The sequence below is a fragment of the Paracoccus sp. J39 genome, assembly GCF_000518925.1.
Lineage (GTDB): Bacteria > Pseudomonadota > Alphaproteobacteria > Rhodobacterales > Rhodobacteraceae > Paracoccus.
The window spans coordinates 58,360-73,339 of the sequence record NZ_JAEN01000020.1 but is presented as its reverse complement, the minus strand read 5'-3'; the positions used below and the strand labels follow the sequence as shown (position 1 = coordinate 73,339).

At 67.9% G+C, this 14,980-nt stretch carries 14 protein-coding genes (1 of these 14 cut by a window edge); 3 read left to right on the top strand and 11 right to left on the bottom strand.

Annotation, left to right across the window (positions count from 1 at the left end; all coding sequences use genetic code 11):
• The first annotated feature begins 15 nt into the window (after window positions 1-15).
• Entirely contained in the window at window positions 16-879 is an 864-nt protein-coding gene (locus tag L632_RS0116915) for an MBL fold metallo-hydrolase (RefSeq protein ID WP_051476474.1), read from the top strand.
• Between the two features lie 23 nt (window positions 880-902).
• Here the strand turns inward: L632_RS0116915 and L632_RS0116910 are convergent, their stop codons facing one another.
• From L632_RS0116910 to L632_RS0116865, 10 genes are all read right to left on the bottom strand, one after another.
• Window positions 903-2,258, bottom strand: a complete 1,356-nt coding sequence (locus L632_RS0116910) for an MmgE/PrpD family protein (protein WP_028717184.1) — start codon at window positions 2,256-2,258, stop codon at window positions 903-905.
• Between the two features lie 11 nt (window positions 2,259-2,269).
• The gene (locus L632_RS0116905; RefSeq protein WP_028717183.1) at window positions 2,270-3,655 is read right to left on the bottom strand and encodes an MmgE/PrpD family protein; all 1,386 of its coding nucleotides are present in this window, start codon (window positions 3,653-3,655) and stop codon (window positions 2,270-2,272) included.
• A gap of 230 nt (window positions 3,656-3,885) precedes the next feature.
• Entirely contained in the window at window positions 3,886-4,608 is a 723-nt protein-coding gene (locus L632_RS0116900) for an ABC transporter ATP-binding protein (protein WP_028717182.1), read from the bottom strand.
• On the bottom strand, window positions 4,598-5,344 hold the full coding sequence (locus L632_RS0116895) for an ABC transporter ATP-binding protein (protein ID WP_028717181.1): 747 nt from the start codon (window positions 5,342-5,344) through the stop codon (window positions 4,598-4,600). The genes L632_RS0116900 and L632_RS0116895 overlap by 11 nt, the downstream gene beginning before the upstream one ends.
• Window positions 5,341-6,303 carry a branched-chain amino acid ABC transporter permease gene (locus L632_RS0116890; protein ID WP_028717180.1) on the bottom strand — a complete coding sequence of 321 codons (963 nt, stop codon included), beginning with the start codon at window positions 6,301-6,303 and terminating at the stop codon, window positions 5,341-5,343. The genes L632_RS0116895 and L632_RS0116890 overlap by 4 nt, the downstream gene beginning before the upstream one ends.
• A complete protein-coding gene (locus L632_RS0116885; protein ID WP_028717179.1) occupies window positions 6,296-7,171 on the bottom strand; it encodes a branched-chain amino acid ABC transporter permease in 876 nt (291 codons plus the stop codon). Before L632_RS0116885 ends, L632_RS0116890 begins: the two co-directional genes overlap by 8 nt.
• Window positions 7,172-7,195: 24 nt before the next feature.
• Complete coding sequence (locus L632_RS22965) at window positions 7,196-8,371, bottom strand: ABC transporter substrate-binding protein (protein WP_036698652.1); 1,176 nt, start codon at window positions 8,369-8,371, stop codon at window positions 7,196-7,198.
• Between the two features lie 179 nt (window positions 8,372-8,550).
• Window positions 8,551-9,603, bottom strand: a complete 1,053-nt coding sequence (locus tag L632_RS0116875; RefSeq protein ID WP_028717178.1) for an amidohydrolase — start codon at window positions 9,601-9,603, stop codon at window positions 8,551-8,553.
• A 57-nt stretch (window positions 9,604-9,660) separates the two neighbouring features.
• Window positions 9,661-10,518: an oxidoreductase gene (locus L632_RS0116870; RefSeq protein ID WP_028717177.1), complete on the bottom strand. Its 858-nt coding sequence runs from the start codon at window positions 10,516-10,518 to the stop codon at window positions 9,661-9,663.
• A 25-nt stretch (window positions 10,519-10,543) separates the two neighbouring features.
• A complete protein-coding gene (locus L632_RS0116865) occupies window positions 10,544-12,037 on the bottom strand; it encodes an aldehyde dehydrogenase family protein (protein WP_028717176.1) in 1,494 nt (497 codons plus the stop codon).
• A 222-nt stretch (window positions 12,038-12,259) separates the two neighbouring features.
• Between L632_RS0116865 and L632_RS22960 the strand changes: the two genes are divergently transcribed.
• Window positions 12,260-13,405 (top strand): CaiB/BaiF CoA-transferase family protein, encoded by a 1,146-nt coding sequence (locus L632_RS22960; protein WP_036698649.1) that lies wholly within the window; start codon window positions 12,260-12,262, stop codon window positions 13,403-13,405.
• 217 nt (window positions 13,406-13,622) lie between these two features.
• Entirely contained in the window at window positions 13,623-14,636 is a 1,014-nt protein-coding gene (locus L632_RS0116855; protein WP_028717175.1) for an ABC transporter substrate-binding protein, read from the top strand.
• A 59-nt stretch (window positions 14,637-14,695) separates the two neighbouring features.
• Here the strand turns inward: L632_RS0116855 and gltA are convergent, their stop codons facing one another.
• On the bottom strand, window positions 14,696-14,980 hold the end of the coding sequence (gltA, locus tag L632_RS0116850) for a citrate synthase (RefSeq protein WP_028717174.1). It continues 921 nt past the right edge of the window; only the last 285 of its 1,206 coding nucleotides appear in the window; its start codon lies beyond the right edge, outside the window; it ends in the stop codon at window positions 14,696-14,698.

Here is a 14,980-nt window from a genome sequence, read left to right as displayed (position 1 = left end):
AGGAGAACCGACCCAGTGAAGCATGTCGCCAGGAAAAGCCGCTCGATCCCCTTTCTGACCGAGGAGGAGCCGGATTACGGCGCCGCCCGCGAGATGCTGCCCGGCGTGCGCCGGATCGTGGCGCAGAATCCGGGGGTGATGACCTATCACGGCACCAATACCTATCTGGTCGAGGGCGATGACGGCATCATCGTGATCGATCCCGGCCCGAACCGCGAGGATCATGTCGAGGCGATCCTCGTCGCAGCCGGTGGGCGCATCAGCGACATCCTGGTCAGCCACGGCCATCACGATCATGTCGGCGCCGTGGACATGTTGCGGGCGCGGACAGGAGCCCGTGTCCATGGCGCGGACATCGCCCCCATGCTGGGCGCGGCGGCGGTCGATGCCGTGCTGGCGGACGGGGCGCGGATCGGGCTGCTGCGCGCGCTGGCCACGCCGGGCCATACGCTGGACCATTTCTGCTTCCTGCGCGAGGGGGATGGGCTGCTGTTCAGCGGCGACCATGTGCTGACCTGGTCCAGCACCATCGTCTCGCCCCGGCATGGCGACATGCTGCAATACATGCGCAGCCTGGAGCTGCTGATCGCCCGCGACGACCCGCTGCTGCTGCCGGCGCATGGGCCGATGATGCAAAACCCGCAGGACTTCTACCGCGCGCTGCTGGACCTGCGCCTGCGTCGCGAAAACGCCGTCCTGCAGGCGCTGGAAACGGGGCCGAAAAGCCTGGACGACCTGGTGCGGCGCATCTATCCGCATCAGACCCATCCCATGACCATCGAGGCGGCGGGCCACAACCTCGTGTCGCATCTGGGCAAGCTGATCCAAGAGGGGCGGGTGGCCGAACAGGCGCCGAAGGTCTGGGCCCGCATCGACTAAGGGCCGATGCGGGCGGCGGGCCGTCAATCGGCAAGCCCGCAGAGACTGTCCACCAGCGCCGCCACATCGGGCGCCTGGTCCAACCCCCAGACATGGCCGGCGATGACGCCCTTGCGGGCGGCGGGGAGATCGGCCGGCCAGAGACTGTCGAGTTTCTGCATCAGTTCCGCGTCGGAGAGCGGGTTCTGTGCGTGCCCCTTGGGCTGGATGGTCTCGGCCGTGCTGCTGCGGCCGTCCTGGGTGGTGACGGTGATGCGCGAGCGCGCCTCGCCCGGATAGGCGGCGGTGAATGCGTCCGACTTGCGCACTTCGATCCGCGACATGAAGTCCCGCAGCGCCGGATCGGCCAGCCGCTCGCGGCCGTAATCGGCCGAGGTCAACCGGCCCGAGCCCAGCGTCACCGCCACCGTATAGGGCAGGCTGTGATCGGCGGTCTCGCGGTTCTCGGGCGCCCAGCGGCTGGGATCGCTGCCCATGGCGCGTTGCGCCACCTCGTAGGTCTCGACCAGCACCGAGGCGATCTCCTCGGGCCGGGCGAAGCCTGCCAGCCGCGTCGCCGCATCCACCGCCGACTGGCCATGATAACAGACCGGATAGGCTTTCAGATGGGTGGCGACGATCTTCGGCGCCCGCGCCGGGTCCAGCGCCAGCTCCATCGGCCCCACCAGGTCGCGGAAACCGGCCGTGCCTTCGAAGATCGCGGTCGGGCCGGTGATGCCCTCGGCGGCCAGCAGCGCGGCAAAGACGCCCTGGCGCGCCGCATTGGGGCCAGCGCAGGCCTTCCAGTCCGACAGCGCGCCGGTGCGGACGTTGTAGAGGTTGACATTCGCCCCCAGCGCCAGCGCCAGCGCATTCCCTGTCTGGTCGGGGTCCAGCCCGAGGATGCGCGCCGCCCCGCCCGCCGTGCCCAGGGCGGCGGCCGTGGACTGGTCCACCGCCGCCTTCTGGAAGGCCACGGCATCGCACAGCCCGACATAAAGCTCATAGGCCGCGACGATCCCGGCCAGCAGCGCCGCGCCGCTGGCGTTCCGGCTTTCGGCCAGGGCGACCAGCGCCGGGATCATGTCGCTGGGATGGCCCGCCGCCTTGCTGAGCGCCGTGTCGCTGAGGTCGAGATAGCGCACCATGGTGCCGTTGGCGAAGCCCGCCATCTCGACCGAACTGGGCCGGCCGGTGAACCAGATCCGCGCCGTGGAGGCGCCGCCATAGCGGCCCGCCACGTCCCGGATCCTGCCGCAGAACGGATCGTCGAAGGCGCCCACCGCGCAGGCGATGCTGTCCAGGACCCGCCGCTTGGCCTCGTGCATGGCGACGGCCGGCAGCGCGGCGAGATCGAGCGCCGAGACGGTCTCGGCCAGCTGGCGGGTGGTCTGGTCCATCTGCCGCCCCCTCAGGTCAGCGCGCGCATGACGACGGCCGCGTCGTCCAGATCTTCCAGACCCAGCACCAGCGCCTGCGCCCGGTCCACCGCCGCCTCGGACAGCGGCTTGGCCGAGAACGAGGCCGCTTCGCGGAACTTGGCGATCAGGTAGTTCCAGTCCATCGGGTTTTCCTGCTCGCCGGGCACGTTGTCGCCGATGCGCTCGATGGTGCGGCCGTCATTGGTCACCACCTCGATGCGGGCCGAGGGGATGCGCATGCCCCAGTTCTGCCCCTGGTCCGCCACCGGCACCACCTTGGCCGCCGCGGCCAGAACGCGCGGATCCTTCAGCCCCGCGTCGGTGAAATCCGCCAGCCGCACGTTGCGGTGCACGGCGGCGACGCCGACGCAATAGGGAATGCTGAACTTGGCATCGACCGCGACCTTGGGCGCGCGGCGGGTTTCCAGCGGGATGCACAGCCGCTCCTGGAAATCGCCGACATAGACGCGGATCTCCTTGACGTCCTCGGGCGCCAGGTTCTGCTCGGCCATCAGGCTGGCGGTGGCGTGGATGTAGGAATGCGACAGCCCGCAGGACGGCCATGCCTTGTAAAGCAGGTCGCGGCCGGTGAACACCTTGCCGATGTCCTTCAGGATGCCTTCGCGGTTGTAGGTATTGCCCAGGTAGGTGGCAAAGAAGCCGGCCTTGCCCTCGAAGATGCTGGAGGGGCCCATCACCCCGCGCTCGGCCATCAGCGCCGACAGCGCGGCCTGTTTCGCGATCAGCCCGGCATACATGCCGCGCAGGTCGCTGCCGGTGCCATAGGCCAGTTCCATCGTGCCCGAGGCCTGGGTGCCGGCGATCCCCAGCGCGCTGACCACCTGCTTGTGGTTCAGCCCCATCACCCGCGCGCCGGCGGCGGCGGCGGCAAAGCCGCCAACGATGGTGGTCAGGTGCCAGTCCTGCTTCCATTCCACGTTGCGGCGCAGGCGCAGGAAGATGTCCTGGCCGATGGCGGTGGCGGCGATCAATTCCTTGCCCGAGACATTGCCCGCGCGCTCGGCCATGGCAAACACCACCGGCACGATGGAACTGCTGGGATGGTGCCCCTCGGGGGCGTGGTCGTCGAAATCGAGGCAGTGCGCCATGGCGCCATTGGCGAAGGCGGCGTTCAGCGCCGGGATCCTGCCGCCCGGAAAGCCGAGGATCGAGGCCTCTTCCTTGCCGCCCATCTCCAGGCACATGTCGATGACCGGCTTGACGTTCGGCGACAGCGAACTGGCGGCGATGATCACGCCCAGCGTATCCAGGATGCTCTGCTTGGCGCGTTCACGCGCATCCTCGGAGATCGCCTCATAGCGCGTGTCCACGGTCAGGTCGGCGAAATGCTGGCTGAGATCGGGCTGGTCGGTCATGGCGGAAAATCCTTTCTTCCTGCATCTTGCGGTCGGGCCGGCTGCGGATGGCAATTCATGTCGGGCTGCCCGTTCGCCCGGTTCACCGCAAGATATGTGCCAGTGGCACGGTCTATGCCTGATATATTCCCGGCCGCGGCATTCCGAGGCAAAATCGGCGGCTGGGGGCGGCGGCCGGGAGAGGGCCACCGGAGGGACCGGCCAGTCCGCCCCGACCCGCCTGCCGGGGCTTAGATGCCCATGTAAGCCTTTTTTACGAACTCGCTTTGCGCCAGCACGGCGGCCGAATCCTCGGCGATCACCCGACCGGCCTCGAGGATATAGGCCCGGTCGGCCACGCCGAGGGCGACTTCCGCATTCTGCTCGATCAGCAGGATGTCAATGCCGCTGGCGGCGATTTCCCGGATCAGGTCCATGATGCGGTCGACCACCACCGGGGCCAAGCCGATGGTCGGCTCGTCCAGCATCAGGATGCGCGGTGCGCTCATCAAGGCGCGGGCGACGGCGACCATCTGCTGCTGGCCGCCGCTGAAGGTGCCCACGACCGTGGACAGCCGGTCGCGCAGTTCCGGGAACAGTCCCAGCACCCGTTCCATGTCGCGCCGCACCGCCGCGGCGTCGGAGCGGGAATAGGCGCCAAGCTCCAGGTTTTCGCGGAAGGTCATGGCGCCGAACAGCCGGCGTCCCTCGGGCACGACCGCGAGGCCCTTGCGCAGCATCCGGTCGGGGCTGAGGCCGGTCACGTCCTGGCCGAACAGCCGCACCGTGCCGGTCCTTGCCCGGAGCAATCCGCAGATCGCCTTGATAGCGGTGGATTTTCCGGCGCCGTTGACCCCCAGTAGCGTGACGATGCTGCCGGGGTCGATGCGCAGCGAGACGTCCTCGATGGCGGGAACGCTGCCGTAGGAGGCCGACAGCCCCTCGACCAGCAGGGATGGGGTTTCAGTGTTCATGTCTCTTGCCCAGATAGGCCTCGATCACGGCCTCGTTGCGCTGGATCTCGGCCGGGGTGCCGGTGGCGAGGTGCTGGCCGTGATGCAGGACGACGATCTTGTCGCAGGCCGACATCACCGCCTTCATGTTGTGCTCGACCAGCAGGATGGTGCAGCCATGCTCGCGGCGCAGCAGGTCGAACACCTCCAGCGTCGAGGTGACTTCGGTCTGGTTCAGGCCGGTCAGCGGCTCGTCCAGGCACAGCAGCTTCGGCTTCGCGGCAAAGGCGATGGCGATGCTGACCAGCCGCTGGATGCCATGCGGCAAGGTTCCGGCGGTGGCGCCCAGATAGGGCGTCAGGCCCAGGATCCCGGCGATCTCGGCGACGCTTCTGGCGCGTTCCCGGCGATGCAGGCCGGCCAGGGCGTGCATGGTGCCGATCAGGATGTTGTCGGCCACCGACAGCGACCGGCACAGGCTGCCATGCTGGAAGGTCCGCACCAGCCCCAGCCGGCTGATCGTCATCATCGAGGCGCCGGTGCAGTTCCGTCCCTCGAAGTAGAGTTCGCCCGAGGTCGGCTTGTAGAAGCCGCTGAGCAGGTTGAAGGTGGTGCTCTTGCCGGCGCCGTTCGGACCGATCAGGCCGACGATCTGGCCGCGCCCGATCTCGATGTCGAAATTCGACACCGCGACCAGGCCGCCGAAATGCTTGGTCAGCCCCTTGGCGCTCAACAGCGTGTCGGTCTGGTTGCTCATGACTGTGCCCCCTTCCCGGTGCCTCGCAGAATGGCCGGCAGGCGGTTGCCCGGACCGGGTCGCTTGCCCCGCTCGAACAGGCCGGCCAGGCCGCGCGGCATCAAGAGCAGCGAGATGACGATGGCGCCGCCGTAGAAGATCACCTCGGCCTCGCCCAGGCCCAGGGCAAAGCTGCCGATCAGCACCAGGAAGATCGCGCCGCAGACCGAGCCGAGGAAGGAATGCTCGCCCCCGACCATGATATAGGCCAGCGCGAAGGCCGCGAGATGGAAGCCGAAATCCGCCGGAGAGATGACGTTGTTGACGAAGGCATGCAGCGAGCCGGCGACCCCGGCGCAGAAGGCCGAGATGGCAAAGCAGCCGATCTTGCAGAACAGGGTGTTGATGCCGACGGTGCGGACCACGTTCTCGTTGTCCTGGATCGCCAGCAGCAGCTTGCCGAAATCGGATTTCTCCAGCCAATACAGCACGAACAGCAGCACCAGCACCACGCCGATCACGAAAAGCGGCCAATAGGGCTCCAGCGCCATCGGCGGAAAGATCCCGATCATGCCCGAGGTGCTGCCGAGGATCTCGAAGCGGGAATAGAGGATGCGCACCGCCTCGGTGAAGGCGACGCCGATCAGCATGAAATAGGGGCCCTTGCTGCGCAGGGTGACGGCGCCGAAAGCGAAGCTGACGACGACGGCGATCAGCGGCCCGAACAGCATGGCGATGGCGAAGGGCCAGTCGAAGATGGTCGTCGCCACGCCTGCCCCATAGGCGCCATAGCCGACGAAGGCGGCGGTGGCGAAGCTGACCTCGCCCACCAGCATCACGAAGCGCAGGCTGGCGGCGATCAGCACCGAGACCGCGACCAGGTTCATCACGCTGGCGAAATAGGGGTCCTTGACGACCAGACCCAACGCCAGCGCGGCGGTGCCGAGGACGGCCCAGGTGGTCAGACTGCGCTTATCCATTGCCGAACAACCCCCGCGGTCTGGCCAGAAGCACGACGATCACCAGCACGAAGCTGAGGATGGTCGCGGACGAGGCGCCGTAGTAAAAGCCGCCGACCGTCTCGACGGCCGAGATGAACAGCCCGCCGACGATGGCGCCCGGCACGCTGCCGAGCCCGCCGATGATGACGGCGATGAAGCCCTTGAGCAGGTAGTCGGTGCCCAGCACCGGCGAGACCGAGGCGATGGGCGCCGTCAGGACGCCGGCGATGGCGGCCAGGGCCGTCGCAATCAGGAAGCCGATCAGCGCCAGCCGGTTGTAGGGGATGCCTTGCAGCATCGCCGCCTCGTGGTCGGCGGCCACCGCCCGCAGGGCACGGCCCAGCTTGCTGCTGGCAAGGGCGAAGTAGAGCGCCGCCGAAATGATCACCGCCGCAAGGCCGAGCACCAGCCGCTCGGTCGAGATGCGGACGCCCAGCACCGTCGCCGTGCCCTCGAAGATCTCGGGCACCGGCCGGACGGTGCCGCCGAACGCCGACAGGATAGCGCCGTCCAGCAGCAGCGCGATCCCCAGCGTCAGGATGAAGGCGCCGTGGAAGTCGCGCTGGAAATAGCGCAGCCCGAAGCGGAAGATCACCAGGCCGAGCGCCAGCGCGGCCAGGATGCCGACGCCCGAGGCGAGCAGGTAGGCGGTCGAGACCGGCAGCCCGCTATCGATGAACCAAGGGGCGAGCAGGGCCACCGTCATCGCCGCCAACGTGAAGCTGTGCCCATGCGCGAAGTTGACGATGCGCATGACCCCGAAGATCAGCGTCAGCCCCAGGGAAAACAGGACGTAGACGGCTGCGAGTTGCAGCGTCGTAAAGCCCAGTTGAAGAACGGTCTGCACGGTCTTTCTCCTACCTGCCAGCGGTCATTTCGCCGGCGGATCGACGCGCAGGCGGGTTTCCAGTTTGTCGTCGACGACCTGGGTAACGAATACGGGGACCTGGATCTGGCGCGGCACCCCGTAGATCTCGGCCCCGCCGAAATGGGCCTTGCCGCCATAGATAGAATCGAACTCCAGGCTGCCCAGCACCTCGGCGACCTGTTTCGGATCGTTGGCGCCGACCTGCTCGATGCCGGCCTTGATCGCATAGACCGTGTCATAGACGCCCAGGGTGGTGGAGGACGCGGCCTCGCCCAGATCCCGCAGGTGATCCTCGTTCAGCTTGGCCAGCTTTTCGGGGACATCCTCGCCTTGCAGCGGAATCGACAGCGCCATGTAGACGCCTTCGACCGCAGCGCCGCCCGTCGCCTTCAGCCCGTCCGCCGCCGCCGCCGCCGGAAGCGTCTTGATGCCGGTCCAGCCCAGGTTGGCCAGTTCCTTGAAGATCAGGCCCGCATCCGCCGGCGGGGTGGAGCCCAGATCGATGATGTCGGGATCGCCCGAGGCGAGGCGCAGGGCGATCGGCTGGAAATCGGTGGTGCCGCGCTCATACCGGTCGCTGTGCAAGACTTCCACGCCTGCGGATTTCCACGCATCCAGCGACACCGGCTCGGTCTCGTTGCCGGTGGCGTCATTGGCGAACAGCAGCGAGACGGTCTTGGCCTCGGGATGGGTTTTCGTGACGTAATCCACCATCGGCGGCATGACCTCCAGCGGCGTGTTGATCAGCGTGAAGGACAGCGGGGTCTTCTCGCCCTTGATCGACGCCGCCCAGGATGCGGTGAAGATCGGCACGCCCGCGCGTTCCGACAGCGATTGCAAGGCCTGGGCCGGGCCGGTGCCAATCACGAGGGCATAGCTCACCCTGTCGCGGTTGATCAGGGTCTGCGCCACTTTCGAGCCGTCGGCGGCGGTGTATTTGTTGTCATAGGCGACGCATTCGAATTTGGCGGTCTCCTCGCCCATCTTCACGCCGCCGGCCTCGTTGATCTCCTTGGCCGCGCGCTTGCAGGCCCATTCGGACGCCTGGCCCCAGGTGGCGCCGGCGCCGGTCAGCGGCACGCTCGCGCCCAGCTTGATCGTGGTTTCGGCCTGTGCCGCCGGCGCCATGGCGGCAACCGCCAGGGCCGCGGCGCAGATCGCCTTAAGATTGCTGGTCATGTGACTCCTCCCCTTGTTGCGACCCGCCGCTGCGCCGATGGGCCGCGCCGGGTTTCATGCGCTTGCCGGGCTTTTCTTCCTCAGGAAGAAGCGGCACGTGGCCTGCGCTGGTCCGATACTCCGCAAGAGCCGTGCCACGCGCGGGGCCGATGAAGAAAATGCCTGCCCCTGCCCTGGCGTCAGAGCCGATAGACCCGCCGGGCGGTATCGCTGAAGATCAGCCGCTTCTCGTCGGCCGAGCAGTCGGCGGTGATGCGCTTGAACATGTTCCAGACCGTGCCGTAGCCGAACCCGGCCTTGTCCACCGGGAAGTTCGACGAGACCATGCAGCGCCCGGCCCCGAACAGTTCGATGCAGGGCTCGACATAGGGCCGCCACAACTCGGCCAACTGCTCCGAGGTCGGCGGCGCCTCGGCCCGGGTGAAATCGAAATTGCCCAGATGCATCAGCACCCCGCCCAGCTTGACCGAGACGTTCGGGCAGGCGGCCAGCTCACGCATCGCCGCATTCCAGGCCGCGTGGTTCTCGGCCTCCTTGCCGGCATAGGAACCATGCCCCACCGGGCTGCCGGTATGGATCAGGACGATATTGGCGTCGGGATGCGCCCGCGCCAGCGCGGTGACCTCTGGGATCTGCGGATGGTAGACGCTGGCGTCGAAGGACAGCCCGTATGAGGTCAGCATGTCGATGCCGCGGCCGAAGGCTTCGCTGCGCAGCAGCTCGGGATCGTCCGAGAACACCTGGCCCCGGATCACCGGATCGGCATTCCACTTGGCGATCTGGCGGGTGCCGCGCAACCGGCCATTGGCGGCGGCAAGATGCGCCTCGATGGTCTCGCGGGCCCGGTCGCCCTGCCGCAGGTCGACATGGGCGACGATGGCCTGGGCGACGCGGGTTCTGGTGTATCGCTGCGAGGCGCCGATTGCCGCCATACCGGCGGCGAATTCCGTCTCTCCGACGCATTTCAGGTGCTCGGGCCCGTCGGCTCGATACATCGCGTGGCATTCGACGAAGACGGTGGCCTCGACATCGTGGCCGGATTCGGCGGCGTCGCGGGCGAAATCCTCGACCAGATAGCGCGAGGCATCCTCGCGGTCCCACAGATGCATATGGCCGTCGATGATCGGCAGGTCGGGCTCCAGCGCCACCTCGGGGGCGGCGCGGGCAAGATAGGCCTCGTCGGGCGGGAACAGCAGGCCGAAGACCTGGCGGCGGGGGGATGCGGTGTTCATGGCTTGCTCCGATGATGCAGAAGGGGTGCCGCGGCGGTCGCGGCACCCGGCCGGGGCTCAGGCCCGCTCGGGCTCGAAGGCGGTCGAGCGCGTGACCTCCTGCCAGCGGTCCTGGTCGGCCAGCACCTGGGCGACCTTGCGGCGCACGATCGCGGCGCAGTCCGCGCCCAGTTGCAGGCGGATCGGCGGCTCCGCCTCGGTCGAGATGCGCCAGATCGCCGGGCCGAAGCGCGCCGGATCGTTCGGCTGGTTGCCGTGGCGCTCGGTCACGTAGCCTTGGATGCGCTTGCCGATGGTGGCGCGATAATCCTCGATCGCGCAAAGCTCGCTGGCCAGCGACGGGCCGGCGAAATCACTGCGGAACGCGCCGGGCTCGATGATGGTGACACGGATGCCCAGCGGGCCGACCTCCTTGGCCAGCGCCTCGGAATAGCCCTCGACGGCGAATTTCGCCGCGCTGTAATAGGCGAACCCGTCCGAACCGGCAAAGCCCGCCACCGAGGACAGGTTGATGATATGTCCCTTGCGCCGCTTGCGCATGCCGGGCAGCACGGCGCGGCACATCTCGGTCAGGCTGAAGAAATTCACTTCGAACATCGGGCGATAGCGGTCCGGCGGGGTTTCCTCGGCCACGCTCATCACCCCGTAGCCGGCATTGTTCACCAGCACGTCGATGCCGCCGAAGGCCCGTTCGACCTGTGCGATCACCTCGGCGATGCCCTCCTGCGAGCGGGCGTCGAGATGGAAGGCCAGGAAGCGGTCGGGATAGTCCGCCGCCAGCGGATGCTGGCCGTCCGCTGCCAGCACCGTGACCGCCACGCGGTCACCCTGTTCCAGCGCCGTCCTTGCCGTGGACAGGCCCAGTCCCTTGTCTGCGCCGGTGATCAGCCATGTGCGCTGCTCTTGTTGCGTCATTCCGTTCTCCTCCCTTCGTGAATTTTCAAAGCTTGACCAGCACAGATTTGGTCTGGGTATAGGCTTCGATCGACTCGGCGCCCTGCTCGCGGCCATAGCCGGACTGCTTGTAGCCGCCGAAGGTCATGATCGCGCCCGATGGGCCGTAGGTGTTGACCCAGATCCGCCCGGCCTTCAGCGCCCGCGCCACCCGGTGCGCCCGCGACAGGTCGCGCGTCCAGATCCCGGCGGCCAGGCCGTAGGTCGTGTCGTTGCCCTGGAAGATGGCGTCGTCCTCGTCCCTGAACGGGATGATCGACAGCACCGGGCCGAAGATCTCCTCGCGGGCGATGCGCATGTCGTTCGAAACCCCGCCGAAGACGGTGGGCTGCACGAAATAGCCCCTGCTGCCGACCCGGCCGCCGCCGAGCGCCAGCCGGGCGCCCTCGTCCCTGCCGGCATCGACATAGGACAGCACTCGCGCCATCTGCTTGTCCGAGATCAGCGGCCCCATGTCGATCCCGGCTTCGAAGGGCGAGCCGACCTTGTAGCCGGCGGCGATGCCGGTGATCCGCTCTGTCACCTCGTCGCACAGGCTTTCCTGAACGAAAAGCCGGGTTCCGGCCGAGCAGACCTGGCCGGAATTGCCGCAGAAGCTGCCCACCGCCGCCTTGATCGCCTGGTCCATGTCGGCGTCGGGAAAGATGATGTTGGGGGATTTGCCGCCCAGTTCCAGCGTCACCCGCTTGAGATTGTCGACCGAGGACATCAGGATCTGCTTGCCCACCGCGGTCGAGCCGGTGAAGGCCACCTTGTCGATGCCGGCATGGTTGGCGATTGCCGCACCCGCGGCAGTGCCGAAGCCGGTGACGATGTTGACCACGCCGGGGGGCAGGTCGGTCTCCTGGATCAGCGCGGCCAGCCGCAGGGTCGAGAGCGAGGCCTGCTCGGCCGGCTTGAACACCACCGTATTGCCGCAGGCCAGCGCCGTCGCCATCTTGATCGCCGCCGTGGCCAGCGGCACATTCCAGGCGTTGATCTGGCCGCAGACCCCCATGGGCTCGCGCAGGGTATAGAGGAAGCCTGAACTGTCCCAGGGATCGGTGCGGCCAAAGATCTTGGTGACCCAGCCTGCGTAATAACGGAACAGCTCGGCCGCGCCACCCACCCGCGCCCGGCTCATCGCCAGCGGCATGCCGTTGTCCAGCGTCTCGATCGCGGCCAGCTCGTCGGCATTGGCCTCGACGGTTTCGGCGATGTTCAGCAGGTAGCGCGCCCGCAGATAGGGCGAGATGCCGGACCAGCTCGGGGCCTCGAACGCCTTGCGCGCTGCGGCGACAGCGGCGTCGACATCGGCCTGCTCGCCCTCGGCGATGCGGGCCAGGACGGCCTCGGTGGCCGGATCGACCGTCTCGAAGCTCTTGCCCGACCGGGCGTCGACCCATTGCCCGCCGATCAGCAGCTTCCCGGGACCCGAGCCGATCCAGGCCAATGCCTTGCGGTGTCCGTCGTTCACGGGGACTGTAGCCGATACGTTCATTCTTCGCGCTCCATCGTGGTGACTGTGGGCGGGCGGCCATGCCGGTTTGCGGGCAGGCGCGGCGGATCTCGCGCCGGAGGTCGTCGGCAGTGCCCTTTTCGATCCGTTCGACGCCGCAAGATCCGTGCCATCCCGCGCCCAATCGGCGGGTCAGCACCCGTTCCGCGTCGTTGGCATCGCTCTTGCGGTGCCTTCGGGCAGGAAAGCAATTGCGAGGCGGATATGGGCGCACTTTCGGGGGTCAAGGTTCTGGAACTGGCCGGCATGGGGCCGACGCCGTTCTGCGGCATGTTGCTGGGCGACATGGGTGCCGATGTGCTGCGCATCGACCGGCTCACGCCCACCGGCGACGGCATCGCCATGGTCCCGGCCGCCGACCTGCGCGGCCGCAACAAGCGCTCGGCGCGCATCGACCTGAAGCATCCCGAGGGGCTGGCGGCGCTGAAGCGGCTGGTCGCCGAGGCCGACGTGCTGGTCGAGGGCTACCGGCCCGGCGTTGCCGAGCGCATGGGCATCGGCCCCGAGGTCTGCCTGGCGCTCAATCCGGCGCTGGTCTATGCGCGCGCCACGGGCTGGGGGCGCGAGGGGCCGCTGGCCATGACCGCGGGCCACGACATCAACTACCTGGCGCTGACCGGGGCGCTGGCGATGATCGGCACGCCCGCGACGCCGGTGCCGCCGCTGAACCTGATCGGCGATCTGGGCGGCGGCGCGCTCTACCTGGCCTTCGGCGTGCTTTGCGCCCTGCATGCGGTGCGCAGCGCCGGCCGCGGGCAGGTGGTCGATGCTGCGATGATCGACGGCATCGCCAGCCTGCTGACCGTCTCGCATGGCCGGCGGCAATTCGGCGGCTATGTCGCCGAGCGCGGGCAGAACATCCTGGACGGCGGCGCGCCCTTCTATACGACCTACCGGACCCGCGACGACAGGTTCATGGCGGTCGGCGCCATCGAAGCGCGGTTCTACAAGCAATTGCTCGCCGGGCTGGGATTCGACGCGATTGCGTTGCCCGACCGCGGGGATCGGGCGAACTGGCCGGCGCTGCGCGAGTTGTTCGCCCGGCGCTTCGCCGAAAAGACCCGCGACGAATGGGATGCCGTCTTCGCGACCCTCGACGCCTGCGTCTCGCCGGTGCTGGAGCTGGCCGAGGCGGGGTCGCATCCGCACAACGTCGCGCGCGGCATGCTGGTCACCCGCGCCGGGGTCGAGAACCCGGCCCCGGCGCCGCGCCTCTCGGAAACCCCGGCCGAGCTACGCCTGCCGCCGGTGGCGCCGGGGCAGCACACGGCCGAGGCTCTGGCCGACTGGGGCATCACCGCCGAGGCCATCGACGCGGGGCTGGCGGCCGGCTATTTCGCCAGGGGCTGAATCGTGCCAAGGCCGGCAGGCCGGCCACTGGCATCGTTCTTGCGGCAGGTTTTTCGCAGGGCGGCGGATCGGCCCTTGCCTGCCGAGGCACCGGGCGAGAAGCCTGCCCGTCCCGCAACGAATGACGCGGGCGGCCTGCATGCCGGAAGGCTGGCCGGCCCCCGGCGCAACCAGAACATGCCGCGCGCCCGTGCGGCACAGCAGAGAGGATCACGACATGGGATTCCACGGAAAGGCCTTTGCCGCGGCGCTGTTTCTTGCCACGGCCGGCATGGCGCAGGCCCAGGACAACGTGCGCATCGCCTACTCGACCGGCAGCTTCGCCTTCATGCCCTTCTTCGCCACCGAGGCCCTGGGTTTCTTCGATGAGGCGGGCGTCGATGTCGAGCTGGTCCGGGCCGGCAGCGGGTCCAAGACCATGGCCGCCGTCGCGGGCGGTTCGGCCGATCTGGCGGTCGGCTCCAGCGGCACCATCCTTTACGCCCGCAAGGAAGGGCTGGATCTGCAAATCTTCGCGACGCTGGTGAACCAGTACAGCTCCAGCCTGGCCTTGTCGAAGGACTGGGCCGCCTCGCATGACATCACCGAAGACAGTTCGGTCGAGGCGAAGCTTGCCGCGCTTAGGGGCGCCCGGCTGGCCACCAGCGGGCCGGGCGGCGGCGACCAGATCATCCGCTTCCTTGCCGAGCTTGCGGGCCTGGATCCCGATCGCGACCTGACCATCATCCATCTGGGCAACGAGATGGGTGTTTTCATCGCAGCCATGGCCGAGGGCCGCATCGACGGCTTCACCCTGTCCGAACCGACCCCGCATCTTGCCAAGCGCGAGGCAGGCGCCGTCATCGCCTTCGACCTGGCGCAGGGCGACATTAAGGAACTGGACGGCTTTCCCTATATCATCGTCCACGGCCGCGAATCCTGGATGCAGGGCAACAGGGAAACGGTCGAAAAGGTCTATGCCGCCTTCGCCAGGACCCTGAGCACCCTCCACGATCCCGCCGGGGCCGAGGCGGCGCGCGAGAAGGTCAGGACCGCCTATTACCCCGATGTCGATGCCGAGCTTTTCGCCGAGATCTGGGCGTCGGCGATCCAGAGCCTTCCCGAAACGCCCGCGATCGCGCCCGAACAGGTTGCGCGCGTGGCCGAGTTCCTGAACCGTTTCGAAGAAAACAAGATCGACCCGGCCGATGTCGAGGGCGCCTCGACCATGGACTATGCCAGGGCGGAATGACCGCCGGCGCTTCCCAGGGCCAGGAATGGCCCTGGGGCTATGGTCGTGCTGGGCCTTGATCAGCGCCGGTCGATCGGCAGGTAGTCCCTGCGCCCTGGCCCGGCATAGAGCTGGCGCGGCCGGCTGATCTTGAGCGGCTGATCGGCGATCATTTCCTTCCACTGCGCGATCCAGCCCACCGTGCGGGAGACCGCGAAGATCGGGGTGAACATCGAGGTCGGGAAGCCCATGGCTTCCAGGATGATGCCCGAGTAGAAGTCGACGTTCGGATAAAGCTTCTTCGAGACGAAATACTCGTCCTCCAGCGCGATCTTCTCAAGCTCCTTGGCGACCTGCAGCGTCGG

Coding starts and splice junctions, on each gene's coding strand:
- L632_RS0116910 (WP_028717184.1), bottom strand. CDS start 2,258: ATGGACCAGACCACCCGCCAGCTGGCCGAGACCGTCTCGGCGCTCGAT.
- L632_RS0116905 (WP_028717183.1), bottom strand. CDS start 3,655: ATGACCGACCAGCCCGATCTCAGCCAGCATTTCGCCGACCTGACCGTG.
- L632_RS0116900 (WP_028717182.1), bottom strand. CDS start 4,608: ATGAACACTGAAACCCCATCCCTGCTGGTCGAGGGGCTGTCGGCCTCC.
- L632_RS0116895 (WP_028717181.1), bottom strand. CDS start 5,344: ATGAGCAACCAGACCGACACGCTGTTGAGCGCCAAGGGGCTGACCAAG.
- L632_RS0116890 (WP_028717180.1), bottom strand. CDS start 6,303: ATGGATAAGCGCAGTCTGACCACCTGGGCCGTCCTCGGCACCGCCGCG.
- L632_RS22965 (WP_036698652.1), bottom strand. CDS start 8,371: ATGACCAGCAATCTTAAGGCGATCTGCGCCGCGGCCCTGGCGGTTGCC.
- L632_RS0116875 (WP_028717178.1), bottom strand. CDS start 9,603: ATGAACACCGCATCCCCCCGCCGCCAGGTCTTCGGCCTGCTGTTCCCG.
- L632_RS0116870 (WP_028717177.1), bottom strand. CDS start 10,518: ATGACGCAACAAGAGCAGCGCACATGGCTGATCACCGGCGCAGACAAG.
- L632_RS0116865 (WP_028717176.1), bottom strand. CDS start 12,037: ATGAACGTATCGGCTACAGTCCCCGTGAACGACGGACACCGCAAGGCA.
- L632_RS22960 (WP_036698649.1), top strand. CDS start 12,260: ATGGGCGCACTTTCGGGGGTCAAGGTTCTGGAACTGGCCGGCATGGGG.
- L632_RS0116855 (WP_028717175.1), top strand. CDS start 13,623: ATGGGATTCCACGGAAAGGCCTTTGCCGCGGCGCTGTTTCTTGCCACG.